Annotated in this window: 17 protein-coding genes; 7 read left to right on the forward strand and 10 right to left on the reverse strand. The window is 66.3% G+C overall.

Going from position 1 to position 23,021, the window contains the following annotated elements:
* Window positions 1–86: 86 nt before the first annotated feature.
* The 10 genes from tssI to tssA all read right to left on the reverse strand — a co-directional run bounded on the left by tssI (window position 87) and on the right by tssA (window position 12,964).
* Window positions 87–2,057 (reverse strand): type VI secretion system tip protein TssI/VgrG, encoded by a 1,971-nt coding sequence (gene tssI, locus PVA39_RS01755; RefSeq protein ID WP_274122537.1) that lies wholly within the window; start codon window positions 2,055–2,057, stop codon window positions 87–89.
* Window positions 2,058–2,073: 16 nt separating this feature from the next.
* Complete coding sequence (gene tssH / locus PVA39_RS01760) at window positions 2,074–4,776, reverse strand: type VI secretion system ATPase TssH (protein WP_274122538.1); 2,703 nt, start codon at window positions 4,774–4,776, stop codon at window positions 2,074–2,076.
* Window positions 4,777–4,787: 11 nt separating this feature from the next.
* Window positions 4,788–5,801 carry a type VI secretion system baseplate subunit TssG gene (tssG, locus tag PVA39_RS01765; protein ID WP_443200929.1) on the reverse strand — a complete coding sequence of 338 codons (1,014 nt, stop codon included), beginning with the start codon at window positions 5,799–5,801 and terminating at the stop codon, window positions 4,788–4,790.
* On the reverse strand, window positions 5,783–7,642 hold the full coding sequence (gene tssF / locus PVA39_RS01770; protein WP_274122539.1) for a type VI secretion system baseplate subunit TssF: 1,860 nt from the start codon (window positions 7,640–7,642) through the stop codon (window positions 5,783–5,785). The genes tssG and tssF overlap by 19 nt, the downstream gene beginning before the upstream one ends.
* A complete protein-coding gene (gene tssE / locus PVA39_RS01775) occupies window positions 7,639–8,154 on the reverse strand; it encodes a type VI secretion system baseplate subunit TssE (RefSeq protein WP_013789375.1) in 516 nt (171 codons plus the stop codon). Before tssE ends, tssF begins: the two co-directional genes overlap by 4 nt.
* On the reverse strand, window positions 8,142–8,942 hold the full coding sequence (locus tag PVA39_RS01780) for a type VI secretion system accessory protein TagJ (RefSeq protein WP_274122540.1): 801 nt from the start codon (window positions 8,940–8,942) through the stop codon (window positions 8,142–8,144). Before PVA39_RS01780 ends, tssE begins: the two co-directional genes overlap by 13 nt.
* Window positions 8,943–9,108: 166 nt before the next feature.
* On the reverse strand, window positions 9,109–9,597 hold the full coding sequence (locus PVA39_RS01785) for an Hcp family type VI secretion system effector (RefSeq protein ID WP_013789377.1): 489 nt from the start codon (window positions 9,595–9,597) through the stop codon (window positions 9,109–9,111).
* Window positions 9,598–9,670: 73 nt separating this feature from the next.
* The gene (gene tssC, locus PVA39_RS01790; RefSeq protein ID WP_027904019.1) at window positions 9,671–11,164 is read right to left on the reverse strand and encodes a type VI secretion system contractile sheath large subunit; all 1,494 of its coding nucleotides are present in this window, start codon (window positions 11,162–11,164) and stop codon (window positions 9,671–9,673) included.
* Between the two features lie 12 nt (window positions 11,165–11,176).
* On the reverse strand, window positions 11,177–11,695 hold the full coding sequence (gene tssB / locus PVA39_RS01795) for a type VI secretion system contractile sheath small subunit (protein WP_013789379.1): 519 nt from the start codon (window positions 11,693–11,695) through the stop codon (window positions 11,177–11,179).
* A gap of 231 nt (window positions 11,696–11,926) precedes the next feature.
* The gene (gene tssA / locus PVA39_RS01800; RefSeq protein ID WP_274123406.1) at window positions 11,927–12,964 is read right to left on the reverse strand and encodes a type VI secretion system protein TssA; all 1,038 of its coding nucleotides are present in this window, start codon (window positions 12,962–12,964) and stop codon (window positions 11,927–11,929) included.
* A 358-nt stretch (window positions 12,965–13,322) separates the two neighbouring features.
* Between tssA and tagH the strand changes: the two genes are divergently transcribed.
* From tagH to PVA39_RS01835, 7 genes are read left to right on the forward strand one after another with little or no spacing between them, the layout of a single operon-like run.
* Window positions 13,323–14,891, forward strand: coding sequence for a type VI secretion system-associated FHA domain protein TagH (tagH, locus tag PVA39_RS01805; RefSeq protein WP_274122541.1), 1,569 nt, complete (start codon window positions 13,323–13,325; stop codon window positions 14,889–14,891).
* 55 nt (window positions 14,892–14,946) lie between these two features.
* Window positions 14,947–15,414 carry a type VI secretion system lipoprotein TssJ gene (tssJ, locus tag PVA39_RS01810; RefSeq protein ID WP_093500617.1) on the forward strand — a complete coding sequence of 156 codons (468 nt, stop codon included), beginning with the start codon at window positions 14,947–14,949 and terminating at the stop codon, window positions 15,412–15,414.
* A gap of 14 nt (window positions 15,415–15,428) precedes the next feature.
* Window positions 15,429–16,763 carry a type VI secretion system baseplate subunit TssK gene (gene tssK, locus PVA39_RS01815; RefSeq protein ID WP_147175341.1) on the forward strand — a complete coding sequence of 445 codons (1,335 nt, stop codon included), beginning with the start codon at window positions 15,429–15,431 and terminating at the stop codon, window positions 16,761–16,763.
* Window positions 16,764–16,769: 6 nt separating this feature from the next.
* Window positions 16,770–18,116 carry a DotU family type VI secretion system protein gene (locus PVA39_RS01820; protein ID WP_147175343.1) on the forward strand — a complete coding sequence of 449 codons (1,347 nt, stop codon included), beginning with the start codon at window positions 16,770–16,772 and terminating at the stop codon, window positions 18,114–18,116.
* Window positions 18,113–21,631 carry a type VI secretion system membrane subunit TssM gene (gene tssM, locus PVA39_RS01825; protein WP_274122542.1) on the forward strand — a complete coding sequence of 1,173 codons (3,519 nt, stop codon included), beginning with the start codon at window positions 18,113–18,115 and terminating at the stop codon, window positions 21,629–21,631. The genes PVA39_RS01820 and tssM overlap by 4 nt, the downstream gene beginning before the upstream one ends.
* On the forward strand, window positions 21,628–22,287 hold the full coding sequence (gene tagF / locus PVA39_RS01830) for a type VI secretion system-associated protein TagF (RefSeq protein ID WP_274122544.1): 660 nt from the start codon (window positions 21,628–21,630) through the stop codon (window positions 22,285–22,287). Before tssM ends, tagF begins: the two co-directional genes overlap by 4 nt.
* A complete protein-coding gene (locus PVA39_RS01835; RefSeq protein ID WP_274122545.1) occupies window positions 22,284–23,012 on the forward strand; it encodes a PP2C family protein-serine/threonine phosphatase in 729 nt (242 codons plus the stop codon). Before tagF ends, PVA39_RS01835 begins: the two co-directional genes overlap by 4 nt.
* Window positions 23,013–23,021: the final 9 nt, after the last annotated feature.

Below are 23,021 nucleotides of genomic sequence, written 5' to 3' on the forward strand. Positions count from 1 at the left end.
CCCTGGTCTGCTTGATGGCGTTGCGGCCTGACGCTGATTGTTGCGCTTCGGTTACCCAAGCTACCCATCCGCTGCGATGCCCTGCACTAACAGTTGATATCCACCTTCGGCGAGAGGATCTCGATCTCGCCGGCGGTGATGCGGATGGTGCTCTGCCCACAGCTCAGGCGGATTTCCTGGTCGGCAGTCAGTTCGATGGTCTGGGCGCCGAGGCGAATGCTCTTGCCGTCCAGGGTGACGCTAGAGCCCGCGTCGTTGCCGCCAACGCTGATGGCGTACTGTTCACCCACTGAAGTGGTTTTCTTCTTCGCCACCTGGGTGCTCTGATTGAGGCCCACTAGGGTGTTCATCATCATGCCGACGTTGAGGCTGTAGCCCAGACCGACGTTTTCCATGCGCCCCATGCCGACGTTCTGCAGCGAGGCCATGAGGATGGTCTCGGATTTGTTCATGCCGATCTTGACCGTCTCGTTCTTGTCCACCGTCTTGCTTCGGTTGCCATGCACGGTGATGGTCTCGTTTCGATCCACGGTCTCCGTGCGGTCGCGCTTGACCTTCACGGTCTCGTCGTTGTCGATGGTCTTGGTGCGGTCGTGGCCGACCCAGTGGGTCTCGTCGTTCTCGACCTCGATGTCCTGGTTCTTCTCGGCATGGATGAACAGCGCGGGCAGGTCGTAAGGCACCGTCTGCTCGGCGTTGTAGACGCGACCGGTGATGATCGGCCGGTCGGGATCGCCTTCCAGGAAGCTGACGATGACTTCCTGGCCGATACGCGGGATCTGGATCGCGCCCCAGTTCTTGCCCGCCCAGTTCTGCGAGACGCGAATCCAGCAAGAGCTGTTCTCGTTGGACTGATCGTGGCGGTCCCAGTAGAAGTGCACCTTCACGCGGCCGTACTGGTCGGTCCAGATTTCTTCGTCCCTGGGGCCGACCACCATGGCGGTCTGCGGGCCCTGCACGATGGGCTGCGTGGTCAGCGGCAGCGGGCGGAACACCTGGCTGGCGTCGATGCAGGTCAGCGCGCTGTCGAACTGGAACGCCACGCTTTCGCTACCGCTCTCGTAACGTTCCTGAGTGATCAGGTAGTCGGCGACCACGATCAGGTATTCGCGGTTCTGATCCTCGCGCGGGTAGCCGGTCATGCTGAACAGGTTGCCGGCGCCGAGGCCGCGCGCATTGGTTTTCAGCTGCACCCGCTCGTGCTGGGTGTGGATGGCCTCGATGCGGTTGCGGGCGTATTGCTCGCCGTCCTTGCTCTGCACGTATTCGCCCGGGTAATCGTAGAGCGGATAGTCAGCGTTGCTGTGGGCGCGGGCGATGCTGGAGCGTACTTCCAGGCGCGCGCTGGGGCGCTGGAAGTCGTAGTCGTTGAGCTCCAGGGAGCCGGGCTGCACCTCGCGCGCCATGCGCCAGTCGTGAATGTGGTCACGCTCGCGCATCTGGTCGTCGAGTGGGTAGAAGGGCACGCTGGCATAACCGGGCGCCGTGTGGTGCGCGCCGTAGGCATCGCAGAGCACCAGCACGTGACGGGATTTCTCGTGGCGGAAGTAGTAGTAGATGCCTTCCTGCTCCATCAGCCGGCTGACGAAGTCCAGGCTGGTCTCGCGGTACTGCACGCAGTACTCCCACTCGCGGTAGGAGCCGGTCAGGGCATCCTCGAAATCGGAGAAGCCCAAGTCGCGAAACACCTGCTTGATGATCTCCGGCACCGTCTTGCTCTGGAAGATCCGGCAATCGGAGGTGCGCGACAGCAGCCACAGCCAGGGCTTGAGCGTCACCTGATAACTGGCGAACTGGCCACGGTGGGCGGTCTGGCTGCAGCGCGCGACGATGCCGTGGAAGTAGCGGTCGCTGCCGTCGGCCAATTGCACGGCCAGGCCCATGGGCTTGCCGAGCAATGCGTCCAGCGACAGGCCGTCATCTTCAGAAATCAGCGCCAGCTCATGGCTGAATGGCCGTCCCAGCTCGTCGTGGCCCTCGAGCCGCTCCAGTACCAAGGTGTCACCGCCCAGGGGGCTGGTGATCACCGCCATGCGCGCTGCCTGGGTGATTGCCATCGTCTTCTCCTACCGATTACTGCGCAGCTGCGAACTCATAGTGCAGATCCTGGTTCTGCACGCTCACCTGCACGCCGGCGAGCGGCTTGCCTTCGAGCAGGCGGCCGAGGAACTCGCGGCTCATGTCCGGCAGCATGCTGTTGGTGAGGATCGCGTCGATCTGCCGGCCACCGCTCTCGTTCTCGGTGCAGCGCGACACCACCAGGTCGACCACCGCATCGTCGTAGCTGAACGGCACCTTGTGGGTGCTTTCGATGCGCTTCTTGATGCGCTCCAGCTGCAGGCGGGTGATGGCCTTGAGCATGTCGTCCGACAGCGGGTAGTAGGGGATGGTCACCAGGCGGCCGAGCAGGGCCGGCGGGAAGATCTTCAGCAGCGGCTCGCGCAGCGCCTTGGCGATGCCTTCGGGCTCGGGCATCAGCTCGGGGTCGCTGCACAGCCCGGCGATCATCTCGGTGCCGGCGTTGGTGGTCAGCAGGATCAGGGTGTTCTTGAAGTCGATCTGGCGGCCTTCGCCGTCCTCCATCACGCCCTTGTCGAATACCTGGAAGAAGATCTCGTGGACGTCCGGATGCGCCTTCTCGACCTCGTCGAGCAGCACCACGCTATAGGGACGACGGCGTACCGCTTCGGTCAGTACGCCGCCCTCGCCGTAGCCGATGTAGCCCGGTGGCGCGCCCTTTAGGGTGGACACCGTGTGGGCTTCCTGGAACTCGCTCATGTTGATGGTGATGACGTTCTGCTCACCGCCATATAGGGCTTCGGCCAGGGCCAGGGCGGTCTCGGTCTTGCCCACGCCGGAGGTGCCGGCGAGCATGAACACGCCGATCGGCTTGTTGGGGTTGTCGAGCCCGGCGCGGGAGGTCTGGATGCGCTTGGCGATCATCTCCAGGGCGTGGTCCTGGCCGATGATGCGTTTCTTCAGGTGCGCATCCAGCTTGAGAACGGTCTCGATCTCGTTGCGGGCCATGCGCCCGACCGGGATGCCGGTCCAGTCGGCGACCACCGAGGCCACGGCCTGGTAATCGACGGTCGGCAGGATCAGCGGGTCTTCGCCTTGCAGGGCGCTCAGGCGGCTCTGCAGATCGGTGAGCGTGCTGCGCAGGGCGGCGTGCTCCTCGTCGCTCAGGCGGGCAGCGCCGGCCTCGCGGCTGGTGTCGTCCACCGGTTCGGCGGCGGCGCGCAGGCTGGCGCGGGTGGCCAGCAGCTCGTCGACCAGCGCCTTTTCCTCGCTCCAGCGCGTTTCCAGGCCCGCCAGGCGACTGCGCTCCTCGGCCAGCGCCGATTCGCTGTCGCGGCGGCGGCTACCGATGTTCACACCGATGGCCTCTTCACGGCCGATGATCGCCAACTCGGTTTCCAGGGCTTCGATGCGTCGACGGCTGTCGTCCACCTCGGCGGGCACCGCGTGCAGGCTGATGGCCACGCGTGCGCAGGCGGTGTCGAGCAGGCTGACCGACTTGTCCGGCAACTGGCGCGCCGGGATATAGCGGTGCGACAGCTTGACCGAGGCTTCCAGGGCCTCGTCGAGAATCTGCACCTGGTGGTGCTTTTCCATGGTCGAGGCGACGCCGCGCATCATCAGGATGGCGCGATGCTCGGAAGGCTCGTCGACCTGCACCACCTGGAAACGACGGGTCAGGGCCGGGTCCTTCTCGATGTGTTTCTTGTACTCGGCCCAGGTGGTGGCCGCCACGGTACGCAGGGTGCCGCGGGCCAGGGCTGGCTTGAGCAGGTTGGCGGCGTCGCCAGTGCCGGCTGCGCCGCCAGCGCCGACCAGGGTGTGGGCTTCGTCGATGAACAGGATGATCGGCTTGGGCGAGCTCTGCACGTCCTCGATGACCTGGCGCAGGCGCTGCTCGAACTCGCCCTTCATGCTGGCGCCGGCCTGCAGCAGGCCGACGTCCAGGCTGCGCAGCTCGACGTCCTTGAGGCTTGGCGGTACATCGCCGGCGACGATGCGCAGGGCGAAGCCTTCGACCACCGCCGTCTTGCCCACGCCGGCTTCGCCGGTGAGGATCGGGTTGTTCTGGCGGCGGCGCATGAGGATATCGACCAGTTGGCGAATCTCGTCGTCACGGCCGACGATGGGGTCGAGCTTGCCGCTGCGCGCCTGTTCGGTGAGGTCGACGGTGAAGCGCTTGAGCGCTTCCTGCTTGCCCATGGCGCTCGGCGCGATGGCGCCGCTGGCCTCGCCTGGTGCCGCACCCACCTGGAAGCCGTCGGTAGCGGTCAGGGCGTTTTCCGGCGATGCGCCGACCACTTCGTCGAAGCGCTCGGTCAGGGTCTCGACCTTGAGCTTGTCGAACTCACGGGAGATGGCCAGCAGCGCGTTGCGCAGGCTCGGCGTCTTGAGTATGCCGACGATCAGGTAGCCGGTGCGCACCTGGCTTTCGCCGAACATCAGGCTGCCGTATACCCAGCCGCGCTCGACCGCTTCCTCGACATGGGAGGACAGGTCGGTGATCGAGGTGGAGCCACGCGGCAGCCGGTCCAGGGCTTCGGTGATGTCCTTGGCCAGGCGCGCCGGCTCGATGCTGAACTGGCGGATGATCTGGTGCAGGTCGGAATCCTGCAATTGCAGGATCTGGTGCAGCCAGTGGCTCAGTTCGACATAGGGGTTGCCACGCAGCTTGCAGAACACGGTGGCGGCTTCGATGGCCTTGTAGGCGACGCTGTTGAGCTTGCCGAACAACGCGGCGCGACTGATTTCACTCATTTTCCTGTCCTCTAATTCGGGGTAGTGAGCGGCTGGGTAACGACGTGGTGTCTATCCAGCAGCAGATCCTTTGCATCCTCGCTCGGCTTGCCGAGCCAGGTATCGAAGCCGAGTCGGCAGCCGCCATCCAGCGATGCGGGCGGTACCTCCTCCTGTTTGAGCACCAGGTTGGTGTCCCAGTCCAGTTCCATGCCGACGTACTCGGCCACCCACGCCGCCAGTTCGGCGAGCAGCGGCTGGTCGGGCAGGAACCGGCGGTATTGCGCCAGGCTGAGCGGGCCGATGCGCAGGCGGAATTTGTGTTGCCGGTCCCACACGTGGGTGCCCAGGCACAGGTCCATGCCCAGGGTGCAGGTGCTGGCGCCCAGGCGGCTGTATTCCGGCAGCGGCAGCCACTGGCCGACGTATTCCTCGAGCGCTACCGGCACGCCGAAGTATTCGGCGAGGATCGCCTGCAGGCCATCGGGGTAGCGGGTCTGGGCGGCCAAGTGACCGGTGAAGTAGTAGCGCGCGGCGTCCGGGATCGGGCCCTGCCCAAGCAGACTGTCCATGCCGCGGCCCGACAGCGCGCCGAGGCGCGGCGACCAGTAGTCGTCAGCGGCGCGATCCTGGGCCACCGTTGGCCGGGCCTCGGCCCAGGCGCGGTAGAACAGGGTCAGCAGGCGGTGGTTGAATACGTCAAGAAAGCGTTTGAAGGTGGCGTCGCCGTGGTGACGCTGGCGCTCGCGGGCGTGCTCGGTGAGGTGGATCGGCAGCGGCCCGTTGGGCCCGGTCAGGCCGAAGAAAAACTGCTCGATACGCGGCGTGCTGGTGCTCTCATGGATGACGCTGGCCAGGGTCGAGGGCGCGAAGCCGCAGTCCGGCTTCTGGCCCAAGCGTAGCGGGTCGTCGACCAGGCGCACGGAATGGCCCAGGCGCGGACTTTGCGGGTATTCGCACTCGATGCGCCGCATGGCCTGGAAGAAGTCGTAGTTCCAGGGCGTTTCGGCCATCGCCGCCAATGTGTTCACAGCGTCGGCCGACATCCGGGCTTGGCCCTCCAGCGCATCACTTCGCCACGTTCGGTGGTGCGCAGCACCGTCTCGGTGAAGCTGTTGATCGACACGTATCGGGTCAGGAAGCGCTCCAGCACCGAACCGAGCAGGAACACGCCGGTGCCGCGGAAGGCGTTCTCGTCGAACTCCAGGCCGATCTCCAGGCCACGCCCGAATACGATCGGCCCCGGCATCGGCAGGCGCCGCGTGCATGGCTGGGCGGTGACCTTGCGCAGGCCGTCGATCTGCAGCTGCAGGGCGTTGTCGCCGACATCACCGTACAGGCGCAGCAGTTCGCGCAGCGCTGCGGCGCCCTGGCCTTGCTCGCTGAGCGACAGATAATTGAGCGACAGCTGGCTGATCAGGCGCCAGGCGCTGGCATCGTGGGCGCGGCTGGCCCGTGGGCGGCTGGGGCCGGCCAGGCAGCGCACGGCGACCACCGGGGCGCTGTCTTCGAGGGTGAAGTCGCTGCGCGTGCCGCCGATCGGCATCGACAGCGGCAGGTCGCGGTTGGTGCACAGCGTGCCTATGCCCAATTGGCGCAGGTCATGGCGGTAGGGCGCCTGGTTGGCGTCGACCAGGGAGATGAAGGTCTCGCTGCCCACGTAGGTCGAGCGCGGGCCGTTGCGCCGTTGCTTGCTCGACAGCACCCGCGGTTCGCGGCGCAGGCTGTACCAGGCCTGTTCGCGACCATAACGCGACGGGTCGCGCACCGCGTAGAACGGCTGGAACGGCTGTTCGGGGCCGCTGCCATGGCCGCTGACCTCGGTGACCGAATGGATCTCGAAATCCTGCGGTCGGGTGCGGTCGGCGATGATCTGGTGCTCGTGCACGCGGTCGCTCAGGTGAATGCGGTCGGCACGGCGGGCGAACAGGTTGATCGCCGGGGTGCAGAACAGCCGAAACTGCTCGGCACCGATGCTGTTTTCCAGGCTGTTGTCGAGGCGGTTGAACAGCACTACCAGCTCCATCTCCTGGCTGGCATTGCGCTGCACGGCGCGCTTGAGGCCGGTCAGCTCGACGAACAGGAAGCGGTTGGGCAGGGCGAAGTATTCCTGTAGCAGGCGATAGCCCTGGAAGGCGCGCGGCACTACCGGCAGGGCGGCGTCCTGGTCATCGAAGCCACGCGCGCGCAGGTTGTCCGGCGGCAGGCGTTCGACCCAGGAACCATCCACGGCACGGACGAAGAGTGCGCAGACGTTGCCCATCAGTTGTTCGTAGAGGCGGAACGGCTGCTCGTCGGCGCCATGCAGGAAGAAAGTCAGGTTATCCAGATCCAGCGCATTGAACGGCAGCCCGGCACCGGTACGCAGACGCACTCGCACGGCGGCCTTGGCGCCCGGTTCGCTGGCCGCCAGACGGCCGAGCTGGGTGCTCGGGTTGCCGAAATAGCTGGCCTGGATGACCTCCAGCGGCCACAGAGTGACTGGCTGGCAGGTGCGGTATTCGCAGGCGGTCTGCGCCTCGCTGCCCAGGGCGCCGCGCAGTGAAGCACCGCGTTCGAGGGTGAAGCCGCTGCTCAGCGAGCCTTCGTTGGGGTCGGCGCACAACTGCACTACGGTCATCGACGGCGTTGGTGCCAGGTAGTGCGGATAGGCGATTTCCAGCAGATTGTGGGTGAAGGTCGGGTATTCGGCGTCGAGTTTGAGCTGCACCCGCGCAGTCAGGTAGGCGAAACCTTCGAGCAGGCGTTCCACGTAGGGGTCGGCGCACTCGACGCCGGACAGGCTCAGGCGGCTGGCGATCTTCGGGAATTCACGGGCGAACTCCTCCGCGCTTTCGCGGATGTGCTGCAGCTCCTGATTGTAGTAACCGAGCAGGCGCGGGTTCATCGGCGTCTCCGTGAGGCGTCGGCGGGCAGCACCTGGACGTGCCCGGTTTCCAGATCCAGTTCGGTGGTCAGCAGCAGGCGCAGTGGCATCGGGTGGGCCCAGAGATCACCCTCGATCTCGAAACTCAGGGAGTTGTGGTTCATTTCCTCGGCCTCCTGGCGGGCGCGCACGCGCAGCGACGAGCGCACGATGCGCGGCTCGAAGTCGGCGATGGCCTTGGTCAGCAGGCGCTCGACCGCGGGAATGTCGATGCTCGAGGCGCTATGCCCGGCCAGCGGCGGCAGGCCGAAGTTGACCACCGAACTGCCGGCCCGGGTCAGGGCCTCGTCGTCGCTGGTCAGCGGGGCGATGGTATTGAACAGCCAGGCCAGGTCGCGCAGCACCGAGGCGCGCAGCTGGTTGAGGGTCAGCACGCGCTTGTCGACGCTCTCTGCCGGGTTGCTCGGGTCGTCGTCGAGCAGACGATCGAGCAGGGCGGGCTGCAGGCGCTCCTGACGTTTCAGGTCGGCCATGCCGCTGCATTCCCGTGCTCGAAGCTCAGCGTGCGCAGATCGAACAGCGCCTGGTCGCCGCCATCGAAGGCCAGCAGGCGCTGGCCAAGCGGCACGCCGTCGTCCTGCCATTCGGTCTTGCGGGCCAGGCGCAGCGCGCCGTCGCTGCTGGCGTGGGTACCCGGGTAGCGGCTGGGGATCAGCGCCACGGTGCTGCCGCCATTGGTCAGGGTCAGCTGGGCCGGCAGCCAGACCAGGTCACGCAAATCACTGGGCGCTTCGACGCTGAGGCTGGCGATATTTTCCATGGGCAGCCAGACGTAGCGGCCGTTGACGATCAGCTCCAGCACCGGGCCAAGGCGCGGGTCGGCGTCGGCCAGCCAGGTGAAGGCGGTGTCATCGAGCTTGCCCGGCACCGCGGCAGCGGCTTCGAAGGCCTGGTCGCGCAGGCTCTGGGCTGCGGCGGCGTTGCCCTGGGCGTCCTGTTCGAGGGCGAGAATCAGCGGCGCGACCCATTCGGCCGGCTGGCCGAGTACCACAGGCGTGGTCTTGCCGGCGAACACCTGCTCGCGCAGGGCTTCGCAGTTCAATGCCGTGCTGTAGGTCTGCACCATCGGCAGGCAGGCGGCATCCAGCTCGCCGGCGACCTTCAACTGATTCTGCGCGCGGCCCCATTGGCCCATCACGGCCAGCAGCTGGAACAGGAACACGCGCAGTTCGGCCTTGGCGGGTTGCGCCCGAACCTGGTCCTGCAGCGCCTTCAGCGCATCGTCGAGCTGTGCGTTACGCAGGTATTGTTCGGCAGTCATTGTCGGTCCCTGTACTGGCGCGGTCACCGCGTACGTGCGGTGATCCTTCGAGGCGCTGCGCCTGCGTTGGCAGTGAGCAGCGCATCATCGAAAATTCGTTCTGGTCAGAACCAGCGATGCCCGGCGCAGTGCCGGGCATCGCTGTGTACCCGCAAGGCGGGTGGTGTTACACCTTGACGTTCTGGCGGATGTTCCAGCCGTACTTGACCGGGCCGCCGTCTTTGGCGCCGTCGGCTTTCTGCGGTTGGTAGTCGACCAGCACCTGAGCGAAGTTCAGGGTGACGTTCTCGGTCAGGCGATCTTCGCCACCGCTGCCGCCGGTGCTGATGGACGACACCAGCACTTCTTTCAAGGTGATGATCAGGTACTCGACCTGGGAGTCACCGCCGGCTTTGCGGACGGTCAGCTTGGCTTCCGGATAGTGCTTGCCGCTGGAGCAGGCCATCATCAGGTTGGGGCTGGATTTGTCGACGTACTTGGTCAGCGACAGATCCTGGATATTGACCTTGCCGGCACCGCCGCCACCGCCAACGTGCATGGAACCGGACTGGCTCATGCCCCAGCTCCAGGCCAGTACGTCGATTTCGTCGGCGTGGGCCTTGTCCTTGGACTCGCCCTTGACGTCGCCAATCTTGATGAACATATCAACAGCCATCATTCCTCCTTTCGTGGCTTCTGCCACTCTGTTTCAGCTACGCCCGCCAATGCGGGCGCCACAGTGACGAGCCTCAGGCCCCCTTGGCCGAAGGCAGTTTGGATACCAGGCGCAGCGACACGGTCAGCCCTTCGAGCTGGTAGTGCGGGCGCAGATAGAACTTGGAGCTGTAGTAACCCGGGTTGCCCTCGATTTCCTCGACCACCACTTCCGCTTCGGCCAGCGGGTGCTGGGCCTTGGTGGTTTCGGTGGAGTGCGCCGGGTCACCGTCGACGTAGTTGAGGATCCAGTCCTGCAACCAGCGCTGCATCTCGTCGCGCTCTTTGAATGAGCCGATCTTGTCGCGCACGATGCACTTCAGGTAGTGAGCGAAGCGGCAGGTGGCGAACAGGTACGGCAGGCGCGCGGCCAGGTTGGCGTTGGCGGTGGCGTCCGGGTCGTCGTACTCGGCGGGCTTGTGCAGCGACTGGGCGCCGATGAAGGCGGCCAGGTCGGTGTTCTTCTTGTGCAGCAGCGGCATGAAGCCGTTCTTCGCCAGTTCCGCTTCGCGGCGGTCGGAAATGGCGATTTCGGTCGGGCACTTCATGTCCACGCCACCGTCGTCGGTGGGGAAGGTATGCGCCGGCAGGTTCGGCACTTCACCGCCCGACTCCACGCCACGGATGCGCGAGCACCAGCCGTACAGTTTGAACGAACGGTTGATGTTGACCGCCATGGCGTACGCCGAGTTGGCCCAGGTGTACTTGCTGCTGTCGGCGCCGTCGGTTTCTTCCTCGAAGGCGAACTCTTCGACCGGATCGGTCTTCGCACCGTAAGGCTGACGCGCCAGGAAGCGCGGCATGGTCAGGCCGATGTAGCGCGAATCCTCGGAGTCACGCAGCGAACGCCAGCCGGCGTATTCGGGCGTGGTGAAGATCTTGGTCAGGTCGCGCGGGTTGGACAGCTCCTGCCACGAGCCCATGCCCATGACCGTCGGCGAGGCCGCGGAAATGAACGGCGAATGCATGGCCGCGGAGATCTTGGCGATTTCGCCTAGCAGTTCGACATCGGGCGGCGACTGGTCGAAGTAGTAGTCGCCCACCAGGCAACCGTAGGGCTCGCCACCGAACTGACCGTATTCCTCTTCGTAGAGCTTCTTGAAGATCGGGCTCTGATCCCAGGCGGTGCCCTTGAATTTCTTCAGGGTCTTGTGCAGTTCGGGCTTGGAGATGTTGAGCACGCGGATCTTCAGCTGCTCGTCGGTCTCGGTGTTGTTGACCAGGTAGTGCAGGCCACGCCAGGCGCTTTCCAGCTGTTGGAAGTCCGGGTGGTGCATGATCAGGTTGACCTGAGCGGTGAGCTTGGCGTCGATCGCGGCGATGATCGATTCCACCGACTTGATGGCGTCGTCGGAGATCAGGTCGGTCTTGCTCAGGGCATGCTCGGCCAGGGTGCGCACAGCGGTTTCCACCGCTTCACGGGCACGCTCGGTCTTGGGTTTGAATTCCTGCAGCAGCAGCGAGGCGAATTCGCTGGTCTGTTCGGAGGTGGCAAGCGACTGTTCGGACGCCTGGGTCTGTTGGCTCATCGTGGCGTCCTCTTAGGCTTGCGGCTCGTTGTCTTGGGGCTTGGGCGCACTGGCCAGGGCCTGCAGCAGGGCCGGGTCCTTGATCGCCTTGATGATCAGCTCTTCGGCGCCGGTCTTGCCGTCCATGTAGGTCAGCAGGTTGGCGAGCTGGGTGCGCGCTTCGAGCAACTGGTTGAGCGAATCAACCTTGCGGGCGATGGCCGCCGGGCTGAAGTCGTCCATGCTCTCGAAGGTGATGTCCAGGCTCAGGTTGCCCTCACCGGTCAGCGCGTTGGGTACGTGGAAGGCCGCGCGCGGCTTCATGGCCTTGAGGCGCGAGTCGAAGTTATCAGCGTCGATTTCCAGGAACTTGCGGTCGGCGACGGCGGCCAACGGCTCTTCCGGCTTGCCGGCGAGGTCGGCCATCACGCCCATGACGAAGGGCAACTGCACCTTTTTCTCGGCGCCGTACAGCTCCACGTCGTACTCGATCTGCACCCGCGGGGCGCGGTTGCGCGCGATGAATTTCTGGCTGCTGGTGGTGTTACTCATGTTGCTCCTCCTGTGCATGGGCACTGGCTTCTGCGGCCAATGGCCGGTAGCTATGTGCGTGGGGCTTCCCTGAAGATCCGCCGCACGTTATCAGGCTGTTGAAAAACTACCTACGTTGCCGCCGCGTCGTTGAAAACAGCCTCAAAATGCTCATGTACAACTCGTACACTCCGCTTTTTCGGCTGTTTTCGCCTAGCGTCGGCTGCCTCGCCTACGTTTTTCAACGGCCTGTTAGTCGTATTCGGGGCCGCGCAGGTTTTCGAACTGCGACATACCGTCGGGAATCAGATTGCGCACGATTTCCGCGAAATCCGCGGTGACCAGCTTCTGCGCGCGCGTCAGTAAGACCGGGACCGGGCTGGAAGGTTCGTGCTGGGCGTAATATTCGAGCAGGCGGTCGAGGGTGCGCAGCACATCGTCGCGGCTGGCGATGCGACCGGGTGCGGCAGGCGCCTGGCGCGCTGCTGGTGGCGCACTGCTCGCGTCATCAGCGGCGTCGCTGTAGGCGGACATCTCTTCGCTGTAGGACGAGTCATCGCCGGCCACCGGTGCCTGGTCGTTGAAGATCTGCCGGGTGTGGCGCAGCACCTGCTTGAGGGATTCGAGGTTGGCACTTTGCGCCGAGCCGACGCGATCGCTGAGCAGACCTTCGATATCGGCCAGGGCCGCTGCGGCCTCGTCAAGGGCTACGCGGGTGCTGTCGAGCAGCTCGGCGTCGGTATCCAGAAAGGCGCCACGCAGTTGTTCGGGCGACAGGGTTTCGCTGGCGAAGCGCTGCAGGTCGGCGGCATTCAGGGCTGCGCGGATGCTTACCGCACCGAAGGCCCGCGAGCGGGTGATGCTGGCTTCGCGCAACAGCACGATCACCGGCTCGGCGCTCAGTGCATTGAGCGCGTTGATGCGAATGGTCGGGTCGTTGTCATCGTCGGCGTCGAGCTGCGGGTAGACGCCTTCCCAGTACTGGGTCAGCAGCTCTCGCACCAGGGTCAGGCCCTGGGCCAGGCCATTCAGGCCCTCGAGGGCGATGGCGCTCTGCAGGTACAGGCTGGCCAGGCGCAGGTCCTTGCTACGGACGAACAGGTCGCTGGCGCGCTCGCGCACCTGGCGCCAGTCCGGCGGCTCGGCAGCGATGACCGACTGGCCCATTTGGCGCTCAGGCTGGCCCAGGGCGAGACGCTCGAGCTCGAGAAATTCGGCGTCGTATTCGAGGTCTTCGCCGTGCGGCGTCTCGTCGGATACCGGGTTGAGCAGGTGCGACACATCCACCACGTAGGTGCTCTCCATGTCAGGCCCAGGGGTCGAATGAGCGCTCGCCGCCTAACAGCCTGGCGGCCCGTGCTCATGACGAAAAGCGGCGAAATGCCACTATTCAGGCGGGGTTCGGTGCAGATCGGCGCCATTCTCTGAGCGGCCTTTGAGCATTGTCAAGCGAGGGCAATGCGTTAGAAACTGTAGTGATGCACAGTATTTCGGTCTTCTGTGCGGTGACTCACAACCGCCTCGAATTTATTCCCGTCTGACCATTGAACCGTCTTGATTAAGGGAAAAAAATAGAGCGCTTTGGCTATTGACGATTGTCCTCGTCAATGGCGTTTCTGTTTTTCCGGCCGCACTGCAAGGAGTCGCAATGCCGTTGCGCTTGTTCATCACCACGTACCACAAGCTGACCCCCGGGCAACGGGCGGAGGTCGAGCTCGATCGCGGTGAGCTGAAGATCGGGCGCAGCGCCGGCAACGACTGGGTGCTGCCCGATCCCGAACGCCTGGTCTCCAGCCAGCACTGCGTGATCCAGTACCGCGACGGTACCTACTACATCACCGATACCAGCACCAACGGCGTGATTCTGCAGAACGCTGGTACGCGCCTGCGCCGCGGCAGCAGCGAGCCGCTGGAAGACGGCGAAGTGCTGAAGATCGGCGAGTACGAGATCCGCGTGCAGATCAGTGGGATCAGCGTCGCGCCTGCTGCGCCACCGGCATCCGGCATGGCTGACGATCCGTTCAACAGCTTTGAGGCGCTGCTCGGTCGCACTGCCCAGCCGCTGGAAATGCCACCGGTAAATCCTGCGCCGACCGCCCCGGCGCCGCGCCGCGATTCGCCATTCGATACCAAGCCGGATCTGTTCGATTTTCTCAGCCCGCCGCCGGCCGTGGCGCCGTCGGTGTCCGATCACGTGCCGGCCCAGCAGCATGACTTCCGACCGCCGCGCCCGACGCAGCCGGCGCCTGCCGTGGTGCCTGAAGCAGCGCCGTCCTCGGTGATCCCGGCAGACTGGGACCCGTTCGCTGACTTGCAGGCCGCGGCGAAGCCCCAGCCGATTGCCGATCCCTTTGCCGCGCCGCCCAGGGTGGACGCGTTGCAGATTCCGGACCCTTTCGCCGAACCGCTGCAAGCCGAGGCGCCGCCGATCCCGGATCCGTTTGCCGATCTGGCGCCGCTGCCGGCCGTGGAAATCCAGGCGTTCACCGTGGAGCAACCGCCGGTTGAGCCGGTTCAACCGCCGCCGGTTGCCGAGCCGGTGGCGACACCCCAGCCTGCACCTGCACCTGCACCTGCACCTGCACCTGCACCTGCACCTGCACCTGCACCGCCGAGTGCCGTTGACGATGGCGAGCTGATGGAAGCCTTTCTGCGCGGCGCCGGCCTGCAGCACCTGCGTCTGGACCGCGCGGCGGCCGCGGCGCAGATGGAGGCCATCGGCCGCAGCTATCGGCTGATGGTCGAGGGGCTGATCGATGTGCTGCGCGCCCGTGCCAGCCTCAAGGGCGAGTTCCGCATGGCGCAGACCATGATCCAGCCGGTGCAGAACAACCCGCTGAAATTTGCGCCCAACGTCGACGAAGCGCTGCTCATGTTGCTGCGCCACGACAACCAGGCGTTCATGGCGCCGGACCAGGCGGTGGGCGAGAGCTTCGACGACCTGCGCGCCCACCAGCTGGCGCTGATGGCGGGCGTGCAGGCAGCCATCAAATATTTGCTCGCGCGCTTTGAACCGCGTGAGCTGGAAGGGCGTCTGAACAAGCCGAGCGGGCTCTCGGCACTGCTGCCCAATGGCCGGCGGGCGCATTACTGGGAGTTGTTCACCGAGCTGTACGCGACCATCTCCCAGGAGGCCGAGGACGGTTTTCAGGAACTGTTCGGTCGTGAATTCAGCCGTGCCTACGAAGAACATATTGCGAGATTGCGAGGCCGTTGAGGCCCTGTGGCCCGCCACGTCGTGGCGGGCCAGCGATAACCATCGAGGAAGCGTTATGCCAAGGATTCTGACTCTGCTGGTCTTTCTGCTGCTCGGCGCCTGCGCGTCGGGGCCGAAGGAGCCAGCGCCCACCACCGTCGAGCTGCAGCTACAGGCCAGCCGCGACCTCAACCCGGCGCTCGACAGCGCGGCCTCGCCGGTCTGGGTGCAGATCTACCAGCTGCGCAATGCCTCGACCTTTTCCCGTGCCGACTTCTTCTCGCTGGTCGACCGTGCCGACGCCACCCTGGCGAGCGAGCTGATCGAGACCGAGCGTTTCGTGGTGCGCCCTGGCGAAACCCAGCGCAAGTCACTGACCCTCGACGATGCCACCCGCCACCTCGGCGTGGTGGTGGCCTACCGCGCCCTCGACCGTTCGATCTGGCGCCAGGTCATCGAAATTCCTGCCCATCAGGCCAGCGCCCTGCGCCTGCAGCTGGACGCCTATGCCATCAGCGCCGCGCCGCTGACCCCTCTTGAGTGACTGGAGACCCGTTCATGTCCTGGAACAATCGTGTGGTTTGGTCGGAGGGGATGTTCCTGCGGCCGCAGCACTTCCAGCAGCAGGATCGCTACATCGAAACCCTGGTCGAAAGCCGCAATCATGCCGTGCAGCCCGGCGCCTGGGGCTTTTCCCAATTGCTGATCGACAGCGCCCTGCTTGCCCAGGGCAAGCTGGCGATCCTCTCTGCGCGCGGCCTGCTGCCGGACGGCACGCCGTTCAACATTCCCGAGAACGACGCTGCGCCAGCGCCCTTGAACATCGATGAGAACCTGCGCGACGGCATTGTCTACCTGGCCCTGCCGCTGCGCCGTGCCGGCCTGCGCGACACCGTGGAGGCTGGCGAGCCGCTCGGCTCGGCGCGCTACCTGAGCAGCGTGCACGAGGTGCGTGACGACAATTCCTCGCTGGAAAGCCGCGCGCCGGTGGCCATCGGTTCCCTGGCGCTGCGCCTGATCACCGAGCGTGACGGCCTCGACGAGCATGCCGCCGTCGGCGTGGTGCGCGTGGTGGAGAAGCGCGAGGATCGCAGCCTGCTGCTCGACGACAGCTACATCCCGCCGCTGCTCGACGTCAGTGCCTCGCGGCCGCTGTCCGGCTTTCGCAACGAACTGCTCGGCCTGCTGCATCAGCGCGGCGAAGCCCTGGCCGGGCGGGTGGTCGCCTCCGGTGCAGGCGGTGCCTCGGAGATCGCCGATTTCCTGCTGCTGCAACTGGTCAACCGCGCCCAGCCGCTGGTTGCCCACCTGGCGCGCATCGCCCCACTGCACCCGGAAGTGCTGTACCGCGAACTGGTGGCGCTGGCCGGTGAGTTCTCGACCTTCACCGCCGCCGAGCGCCGGCCGGGTGAGTACCCGGTATACGAACACGACGACCTGACCACCACCTTCGCTCCGGTGATGCTGGCGCTGCGTCAAGCACTGTCGATGGTCATCGACAGCCGCGCGATCCCGATTCCGATCATCGAGAAATCCTACGGCGTGCACGTAGCGATGCTCGCCGACAAGTCGCTGCTCGACTCGGCCAGCTTCATCCTCGTGGTGCGCGCCGATGTGCCGGGCGAAAGCCTGCGCGGGCATTTCCCGCAGCAGGCGAAGATTGGCTCGGTGGAGCACATCCGCGATCTGGTCAACCTGCAGCTGCCGGGTATCGGCCTGCTGCCGCTGCCGGTGGCGCCGCGCCAACTGCCGTACCACGCGGGTTCCAACTACTTCGAACTGGACCGGGGCAGCGATCACTGGAAACAGCTGATCCACTCCGGCGGTTTCGCTTTCCATATCGCAGGCCAGTTCCCGGGCCTGAATCTGGCCTTCTGGGCCATCCGAGGCTGACGCGCGATGACCATCGACGATCCATTTGGCGCCTTGCCCGGCCAGCCCGGCAAGGGCAGCGACCCGGCTAACGACCGCACCATGATCATGCCACGCCCTGGTGGCCGCGCGGCTGAGCCGGCGCGCCCGGCTCCCGCCGGTTCGCCGCCGCCACAGATGCCCAGCGCGCCGCCGCTGGCCGCCCGTGGCCTGGGCCTTAACCCTATCGAAGCGGCGGCCGGCCCCATGCTGGCGCTGCTGACGCGCCTGCGCAGCACCATTTCCCATCCCGCGCCGGCCAGCCTGCGCGCCCAGCTGCTCGGCTACCTGCGCCAATTCGAGGACAAGGCCCGCGCCGCCGGCGTGGCCCAGGACGAAGTGATGCTGGCGCGCTACGTGCTGTGCACCGCCCTGGACGAAGCGGTAATGAGCACGCCCTGGGGCAGCAGCAGCGAGTGGAGCAAGCAGAGCCTGCTGATCACCCTGCACAACGAGGCGTGGGGCGGCGAGAAAGTGTTCCAGCTGCTCGACCACTGCCTGCAGAACCCCCGCCAACGCCTAAACCTGCTGGAGCTTCTGTACCTGTGCATCAGCCTTGGCATGGAAGGTCGCTATCGGGTCATGCAGGACGGCCGCAGCCAGCTCGACGCCTTGCGCGAGCGAGTGGCGGCGACCATCCGCAGCACCCGTGGCGAGATCGAGCGCGAGCTGTCGCCGCACTGGCGCGGCCTGGTGGTCGCCCGTGATCGTCTGCGCCAGTTCCTGCCACCCTGGGTGGCGGTGGCCATCGGCCTGGCAATCCTGCTGGTGCTGCTGTTCGGCCTGCGCATGAAACTGGCCGCCGAGGCCGAGCCGGTGTTCCGCAACCTGCATGCCCTGGGCGACGTGCCGGTGCAGACCATCGACCGCCCGGCGCAACAACCGCGCATCGTCGAGCGACCACGCCTGGCCGGTTTCCTGGCCGAGGAGATTCGCGCCCAGAAGGTGGCGGTGGAAGATGCCGTCGACCGCTCGGTGGTGACCATCCGCGGCGACCAGCTGTTCGCCTCCGGCAGTGCGACCATCGCCGATGACTTCCAGCCGCTGCTGCTGCGCATCGCCGAGGCGATCCGCAAGGTCAACGGCCAGGTGCTGGTCACCGGCCACAGCGACAACCGGCCCATCGCCACGCTGCGTTACCCGTCCAACTGGAAGCTATCGCAGGACCGCGCCCAGCAGGTGATGGACGTGCTGGTGGCCAAGACCGGCCAGCCCGCGCGCTTCCGCGCCGAAGGGCGCAGCGATACCGAGGCGGTGGCCTCCAACGACACGGCAGAGGGCCGCGCGCGCAACCGCCGGGTGGAAATCACAGTTTTTGCGGAGGGCGTCGAGTGAAGGCGTTTTTCGGTTTCATGGCCCGTTGGGTCATGCCGGTGCTGGGCCTGGTCGCGCTGGCACTGGTGATCTGGTTCATCGGCCCCTTGATCGCCATCGGCGGTTTCGAGCCACTGGCGAGCACCACCGCGCGCTGGACGCTGATCATCCTGCTGTTCGCCGCCTGGGCGGCCTGGCGGGTGATGCGCATCGTCCAGGCGCGGCGCAATGCTGCCAAGGTCATGCAGGGGCTGGTCGACGTCGCGCCAGACCCCACCAGCGTGGCCACCGCCGAGGAGCTGGCCACCCTGCGCCAGCGCATGGACGAGGCCCTGGGCCTGCTCAAGCGCGCCAAGCTGGGCGGCGGCGAGCGGCGCAATCTCTACGAACTGCCGTGGTACGTGATCATCGGCCCGCCCGGTTCCGGCAAGACCACCGCCCTGGCCAATTCCGGGCTGCGTTTCCCGCTTGCCGAGCAAATGGGCGCCGGCGCCGTACGCGGCGTGGGCGGCACCCGCAATTGCGATTGGTGGTTCGCCGACGAGGCCGTCTTGCTCGACACCGCCGGGCGCTATACCACCCAGGACAGCCACGCCGCGGTCGACAAGGCCGCCTGGCTGGGCTTTCTCGGCCTGCTGAAGAAGCAGCGTTCGCGCCGGCCCATCGATGGCGCCTTCGTGGCCATCAGCCTGTCCGATCTGCTGCTCGGCAGCGAGAGCGAGCGCGCGGCCCACGCCGTGGCCATCCGTTCCCGGGTGCAGGAGCTGTATACCCAGCTCGGCGTACGTTTCCCGGTCTACGTGATGCTCACCAAGCTGGACCTGGTGCCCGGCTTCATGGAGTTCTTCGAGGGCCTGAGCAAGGAAGAACGCGCCCAGGTCTGGGGCATGACCTTCACCCTGGACGACGGCAAGAGTGCCGACGGCCCGCTGCAGGTATTCCGCAGCGAGTTCGATGCGCTGGAAGCGCGCCTCAACGAGCGGCTGGTCGAGCGCCTGCAGCAGGAGCGCGACCCGGCGCGGCGCGACCTGATCTACGGCTTCCCTCAGCAGTTCGCGGCGCTGCGCGAAGCGCTGGCCGGCTTCCTCGATGGGGTGTTCAAACCCAACCCGTACGAGGAGCGGGTGCTGCTGCGCGGTGTATACCTGACCAGCGGTACTCAGGAAGGCAGCCCCATCGACCGGCTGATCGGCGCCATGGCACAGAGCATGAGCCTGGATCGCCAGCACCTGGCGCGCCAGACCGGCACCGGGCGCAGCTACTTCATCGAACGCCTGCTGCGTGACGTGGTGTTCGGCGAGCGTGGGCTGGTCGGCGCCAACCCCAAGGTCGAGCGGCAGAAGCGCTGGCTGGCCCGCGGGGTGATCGCCGCGACCGTGGTGTTGGTGCTCGGTACCGCCGCCGTCTGGTTCGCCAGCTTCCGCGCCAACCAGGCCTACATCGCCGCCGTGGATGCTCGCGTGCAGCCGCTGCGGGGCGAGCTGCAGGCGCTCAGCCCGGCGCAACGCGAGGTACTGGCGGTGCAGCCGCTGCTCGATGCCATCCGCAACGTCAGTGGCGATGCGCCGAGTTGGGCCGAGGGCTTCGGCCTGTACCAGGGCGACATGCTCGACAGCGAAGCCTCCAGCGTCTACCGCAAGCTGCTCATCGCGGTCATGGCGCCGCGGGTGCTGGCGCGTCTGGAAGAGCAACTGCGTGCAGGCGGCAATTCGGACTTCCTCTACGAGGGGCTCAAGGCCTACCTGATGCTGGGTGAAGCCGAGCGCTACGATGCCGATTTCATCAAGGCCTGGATCGCCCTGGACTGGGACCGCAGCCTGCCACGCGACCTGCTGCCCGAGCAGCGTGACGCGCTCAACGCGCACCTGGCGGCGCTGTATGACCGCCAGCCGCCGGTGGTGCGCCTCGACGAGCACCTGATCGAGGACGTGCGCCGCCAACTGCAGCGCCTGTCCGTCGCCCAGCGCGCCTACGATCGGGTCAAACGCCAGAAACTACCCGATGGCATCCCCGACTTTCGCATCAGCGAAGCGGCCGGGCGTGACGCCGCGCTGGTCTTCACCCGCAAGAGCGGCAAGCCGCTGAACGAGCCGCTCAGCGGCTTCTACACCCAGCGCGGTTACCGTGAAGCCTTCCTGGTCGGCAGCGTCAGCCAGGCCGGTACGCTGGCCGAGGAGCAGTGGGTGCTTGGCCGCAGCCTGGACGATGGCCAGAATGCCGCCGCCCTGGCCCTCGAAGTGCGCCGCCTCTATGTGCAGGACTACATGCGCCAGTGGGATGCGCTGCTCGCCGACCTCGACTTCGTGCCGGTAACCAGCGTCGCCCAGGCCGCCGACGTGCTGCGCGTGCTGTCCGGCCCGACTTCGCCGCTCAAGAAGCTGCTGCAGGCGGTGGCCAAGGAAACCGACCTGCAGAAGGAAGAACGCCTGGTCGCCGAGAAGCTCAAGGAGCGTGGCGGTGATACCGTCGACCGTCTCAAGCAGCAGCTCGGCTCGCTGGTCGGGCAGTCGGAAGAGGGCGCGGCCCAGGTGCTGGCCACCGAGATGGACCCGATCACCGCGCACTTCGCCGAGCTCAACGGCCTGGTCGAGGATGCCGACGGCCAGCCGCCGGCCATCGATGCACTGCTGCAGGACCTCAATGCGCTGTACGTGCAGGTCAGCGCCATGAGCGGTGCCAGTGGCGATGCGCTGCTGGGCGAGTCGCGCAACCAGACCACCGCCGCCGCCGATCAGGTACGCCTGAGTGCCGAGCGTCAGCCGCCGGTGGTGCAGGGCTTCCTGAAGTCGGTCGTGGGCTCCACCACCGGCACCATGATGGGTGGCATCCGCAACCAGCTCAATGCCGCCTGGATGAGCGAAGTGGTCAGCGTCTACCGCCAGTCCCTGGCTGGGCGTTACCCGCTGGACCGCGGCAGCAGCCGGGACGCGACCCTGGACGACTTCGGTCACTTCTTCGGCCAGGGCGGGGTGCTCGACAGCTATTTCCGTCGCTACCTGCAACCCTATGTCGATACCTCGGCCAGCACCTGGCGCTGGCAGCCCGGCGCCGCGCAGAAGCTCGGCATCGGCAGTGGTGTACTGCAGACCTTTCAGCGCGCAGCGAGCATTCGTGAGGCGTTCTTCCGCTCCGGGGGTACCCAGCCGATGGTGCGTTTCGAACTGCGCCCGGTGGCCATGGACTCCGCCATCGAGCAGTTCCAGCTCGACCTCGACGGCCAGCAGTTCAGCTACGACCATGGCCCGGCACGCCCGGTGGCCATGCAGTGGCCGAGCGCCAACGGCACCGGCGTGGTGCGCCTGAACATCTCGCCGGCCTCGGTCACCGGTCGCTCGGGCATTACCCTGGAAGGGCCGTGGGCGTGGTTCCGCCTGCTCGACCAGTCGGACCTGGCCCAGGGTAATTCGCCGGATCGCTTCACCCTGCGCATGCGCGTGGACAACGCCAGCATTTCCAGCGAGCTGCGCGCCAGCAGCGCGTTCAATCCATTCCGCCGCCAGGTGGTCAGCGGTTTCAGCCTGCCGGAGCGTTTGTGAGTACACCAGGTTTCTACGGCAAGTTGGCCGTACGGGGAGATTTCATTCATCGCGGCCTGAGCCCGGCGTTCATCGAGGCCTGGGATGCCTGGCTGGCAGCGGGGCTGGCAGCCAGCCGGCAGACTCTCGGCGAAGCCTGGCTGGACGCCTACCTGGTCAGCCCGCTGTGGCGCTTCGCCGTGGCGCCCGGCCTGCTCGGCCCGGACGCGGTATGTGGGGTGATGATGCCCAGCGTCGACCGGGTCGGCCGTTATTTTCCGCTGACCATCGCCCTGCCGCTGCCGGCCGATGCCGATATCGGCCAACTGGTCAGCAGCCATGACGACTGGTTCGAGCGCGCCGAAGGGCTGTTGCTGTCGACGCTGGAGGAGGGCGCCGATGCCGAGGCCTTCGAGCGCAGCGTCGAGGCCCTCGGCAGTCCGCTGCCGACAACCTGCAGCGAACAGCGCCGGGATGCCAGCGGCGCGACGATCTGGTCGGTGGATAACCCCCAGGATCGCGGCCTGGCCCTGATGCAGCAGACCTGGAACGGCGCCAGCCTGTGGTGGGGCAATGGCTCCGAGCGCGTGGCGCCGGGGCTGGTCCGCTTCGCCGGGTTGCCGCCGGCCAATGCGTTCTGTCGCCTGCTCAGCGAGTCCGCGGGAGGTCAGCCGTGATCCCGTCGAGCGTGACCCGCTACCACTCATCCAGCCATACCCATGTCGGCATGGTGCGCAAGATCAACGAGGACGCCTGCCTGGACGCCCCGGACAATGGCCTGTGGGCCGTCGCCGACGGCATGGGCGGGCACGCCAGCGGCGATTTCGTCAGCAGCCTGATCATCGACAGCCTGCGCGCCCTACCGCCCAGCGCGGTGCTCGACACCTATCGCGGGGCGATCATCGACACCCTGGATCACGTCAACGGGCAGGTGCGCGCCGAAGCCGAGAAACGCGGTGGCGCGACCATGGGCAGCACCGTGGTGGTGCTCGCCGCCCGGGGCGCGGAAGCGCTCTGCCTGTGGGCCGGTGACAGTCGCCTGTACCGGCTGCGCAACGGCGACCTGCAGCCGATCAGCCGCGACCACAGTTACGTGCAGGAACTGGTCGACAGCGGCCTGCTCGACGAAGAAGCCGCACGCAGCCACCCCATGGGCAACATCGTCACCCGCGCCCTCGGCGTGCAGGACGAACTGGAGCTGGAAACCGCGACGCTGGAGGTGCGCCCCGGCGATACCTTCCTGCTGTGCAGCGACGGCCTGAACAAGACGGTCGAGGATCATGAACTGCGCGAAGTGCTGGGCCACGAAGACCCCTACCAGGTGGTACGCAGCCTGGTGCACCTTGGCTTGACCCGGGGCGCGCCGGATAATATTACCGCCGTGGTGATCAAGGCCGCATAGGCCGCCACG

It is taken from the genome of Pseudomonas sp. CNPSo 3701 (genome assembly GCF_028674975.1).
Lineage (GTDB): Bacteria > Pseudomonadota > Gammaproteobacteria > Pseudomonadales > Pseudomonadaceae > Aquipseudomonas > Aquipseudomonas straminea.

Excerpts from the sequence above, each read along its gene's own strand:
- tssI (WP_274122537.1), bottom strand. The coding sequence starts at position 2,057 with ATGGCAATCACCCAGGCAGCGCGCATGGCGGTGATCACCAGCCCCCTG.
- tssH (WP_274122538.1), bottom strand. The coding sequence starts at position 4,776 with ATGAGTGAAATCAGTCGCGCCGCGTTGTTCGGCAAGCTCAACAGCGTC.
- tssG (WP_443200929.1), bottom strand. The coding sequence starts at position 5,801 with ATGTCGGCCGACGCTGTGAACACATTGGCGGCGATGGCCGAAACGCCC.
- tssF (WP_274122539.1), bottom strand. The coding sequence starts at position 7,642 with ATGAACCCGCGCCTGCTCGGTTACTACAATCAGGAGCTGCAGCACATC.
- tssE (WP_013789375.1), bottom strand. The coding sequence starts at position 8,154 with ATGGCCGACCTGAAACGTCAGGAGCGCCTGCAGCCCGCCCTGCTCGAT.
- PVA39_RS01780 (WP_274122540.1), bottom strand. The coding sequence starts at position 8,942 with ATGACTGCCGAACAATACCTGCGTAACGCACAGCTCGACGATGCGCTG.
- PVA39_RS01785 (WP_013789377.1), bottom strand. The coding sequence starts at position 9,597 with ATGGCTGTTGATATGTTCATCAAGATTGGCGACGTCAAGGGCGAGTCC.
- tssC (WP_027904019.1), bottom strand. The coding sequence starts at position 11,164 with ATGAGCCAACAGACCCAGGCGTCCGAACAGTCGCTTGCCACCTCCGAA.
- tssB (WP_013789379.1), bottom strand. The coding sequence starts at position 11,695 with ATGAGTAACACCACCAGCAGCCAGAAATTCATCGCGCGCAACCGCGCC.
- tagH (WP_274122541.1), top strand. The coding sequence starts at position 13,323 with ATGCCGTTGCGCTTGTTCATCACCACGTACCACAAGCTGACCCCCGGG.
- tssJ (WP_093500617.1), top strand. The coding sequence starts at position 14,947 with ATGCCAAGGATTCTGACTCTGCTGGTCTTTCTGCTGCTCGGCGCCTGC.
- tssK (WP_147175341.1), top strand. The coding sequence starts at position 15,429 with ATGTCCTGGAACAATCGTGTGGTTTGGTCGGAGGGGATGTTCCTGCGG.
- PVA39_RS01820 (WP_147175343.1), top strand. The coding sequence starts at position 16,770 with ATGACCATCGACGATCCATTTGGCGCCTTGCCCGGCCAGCCCGGCAAG.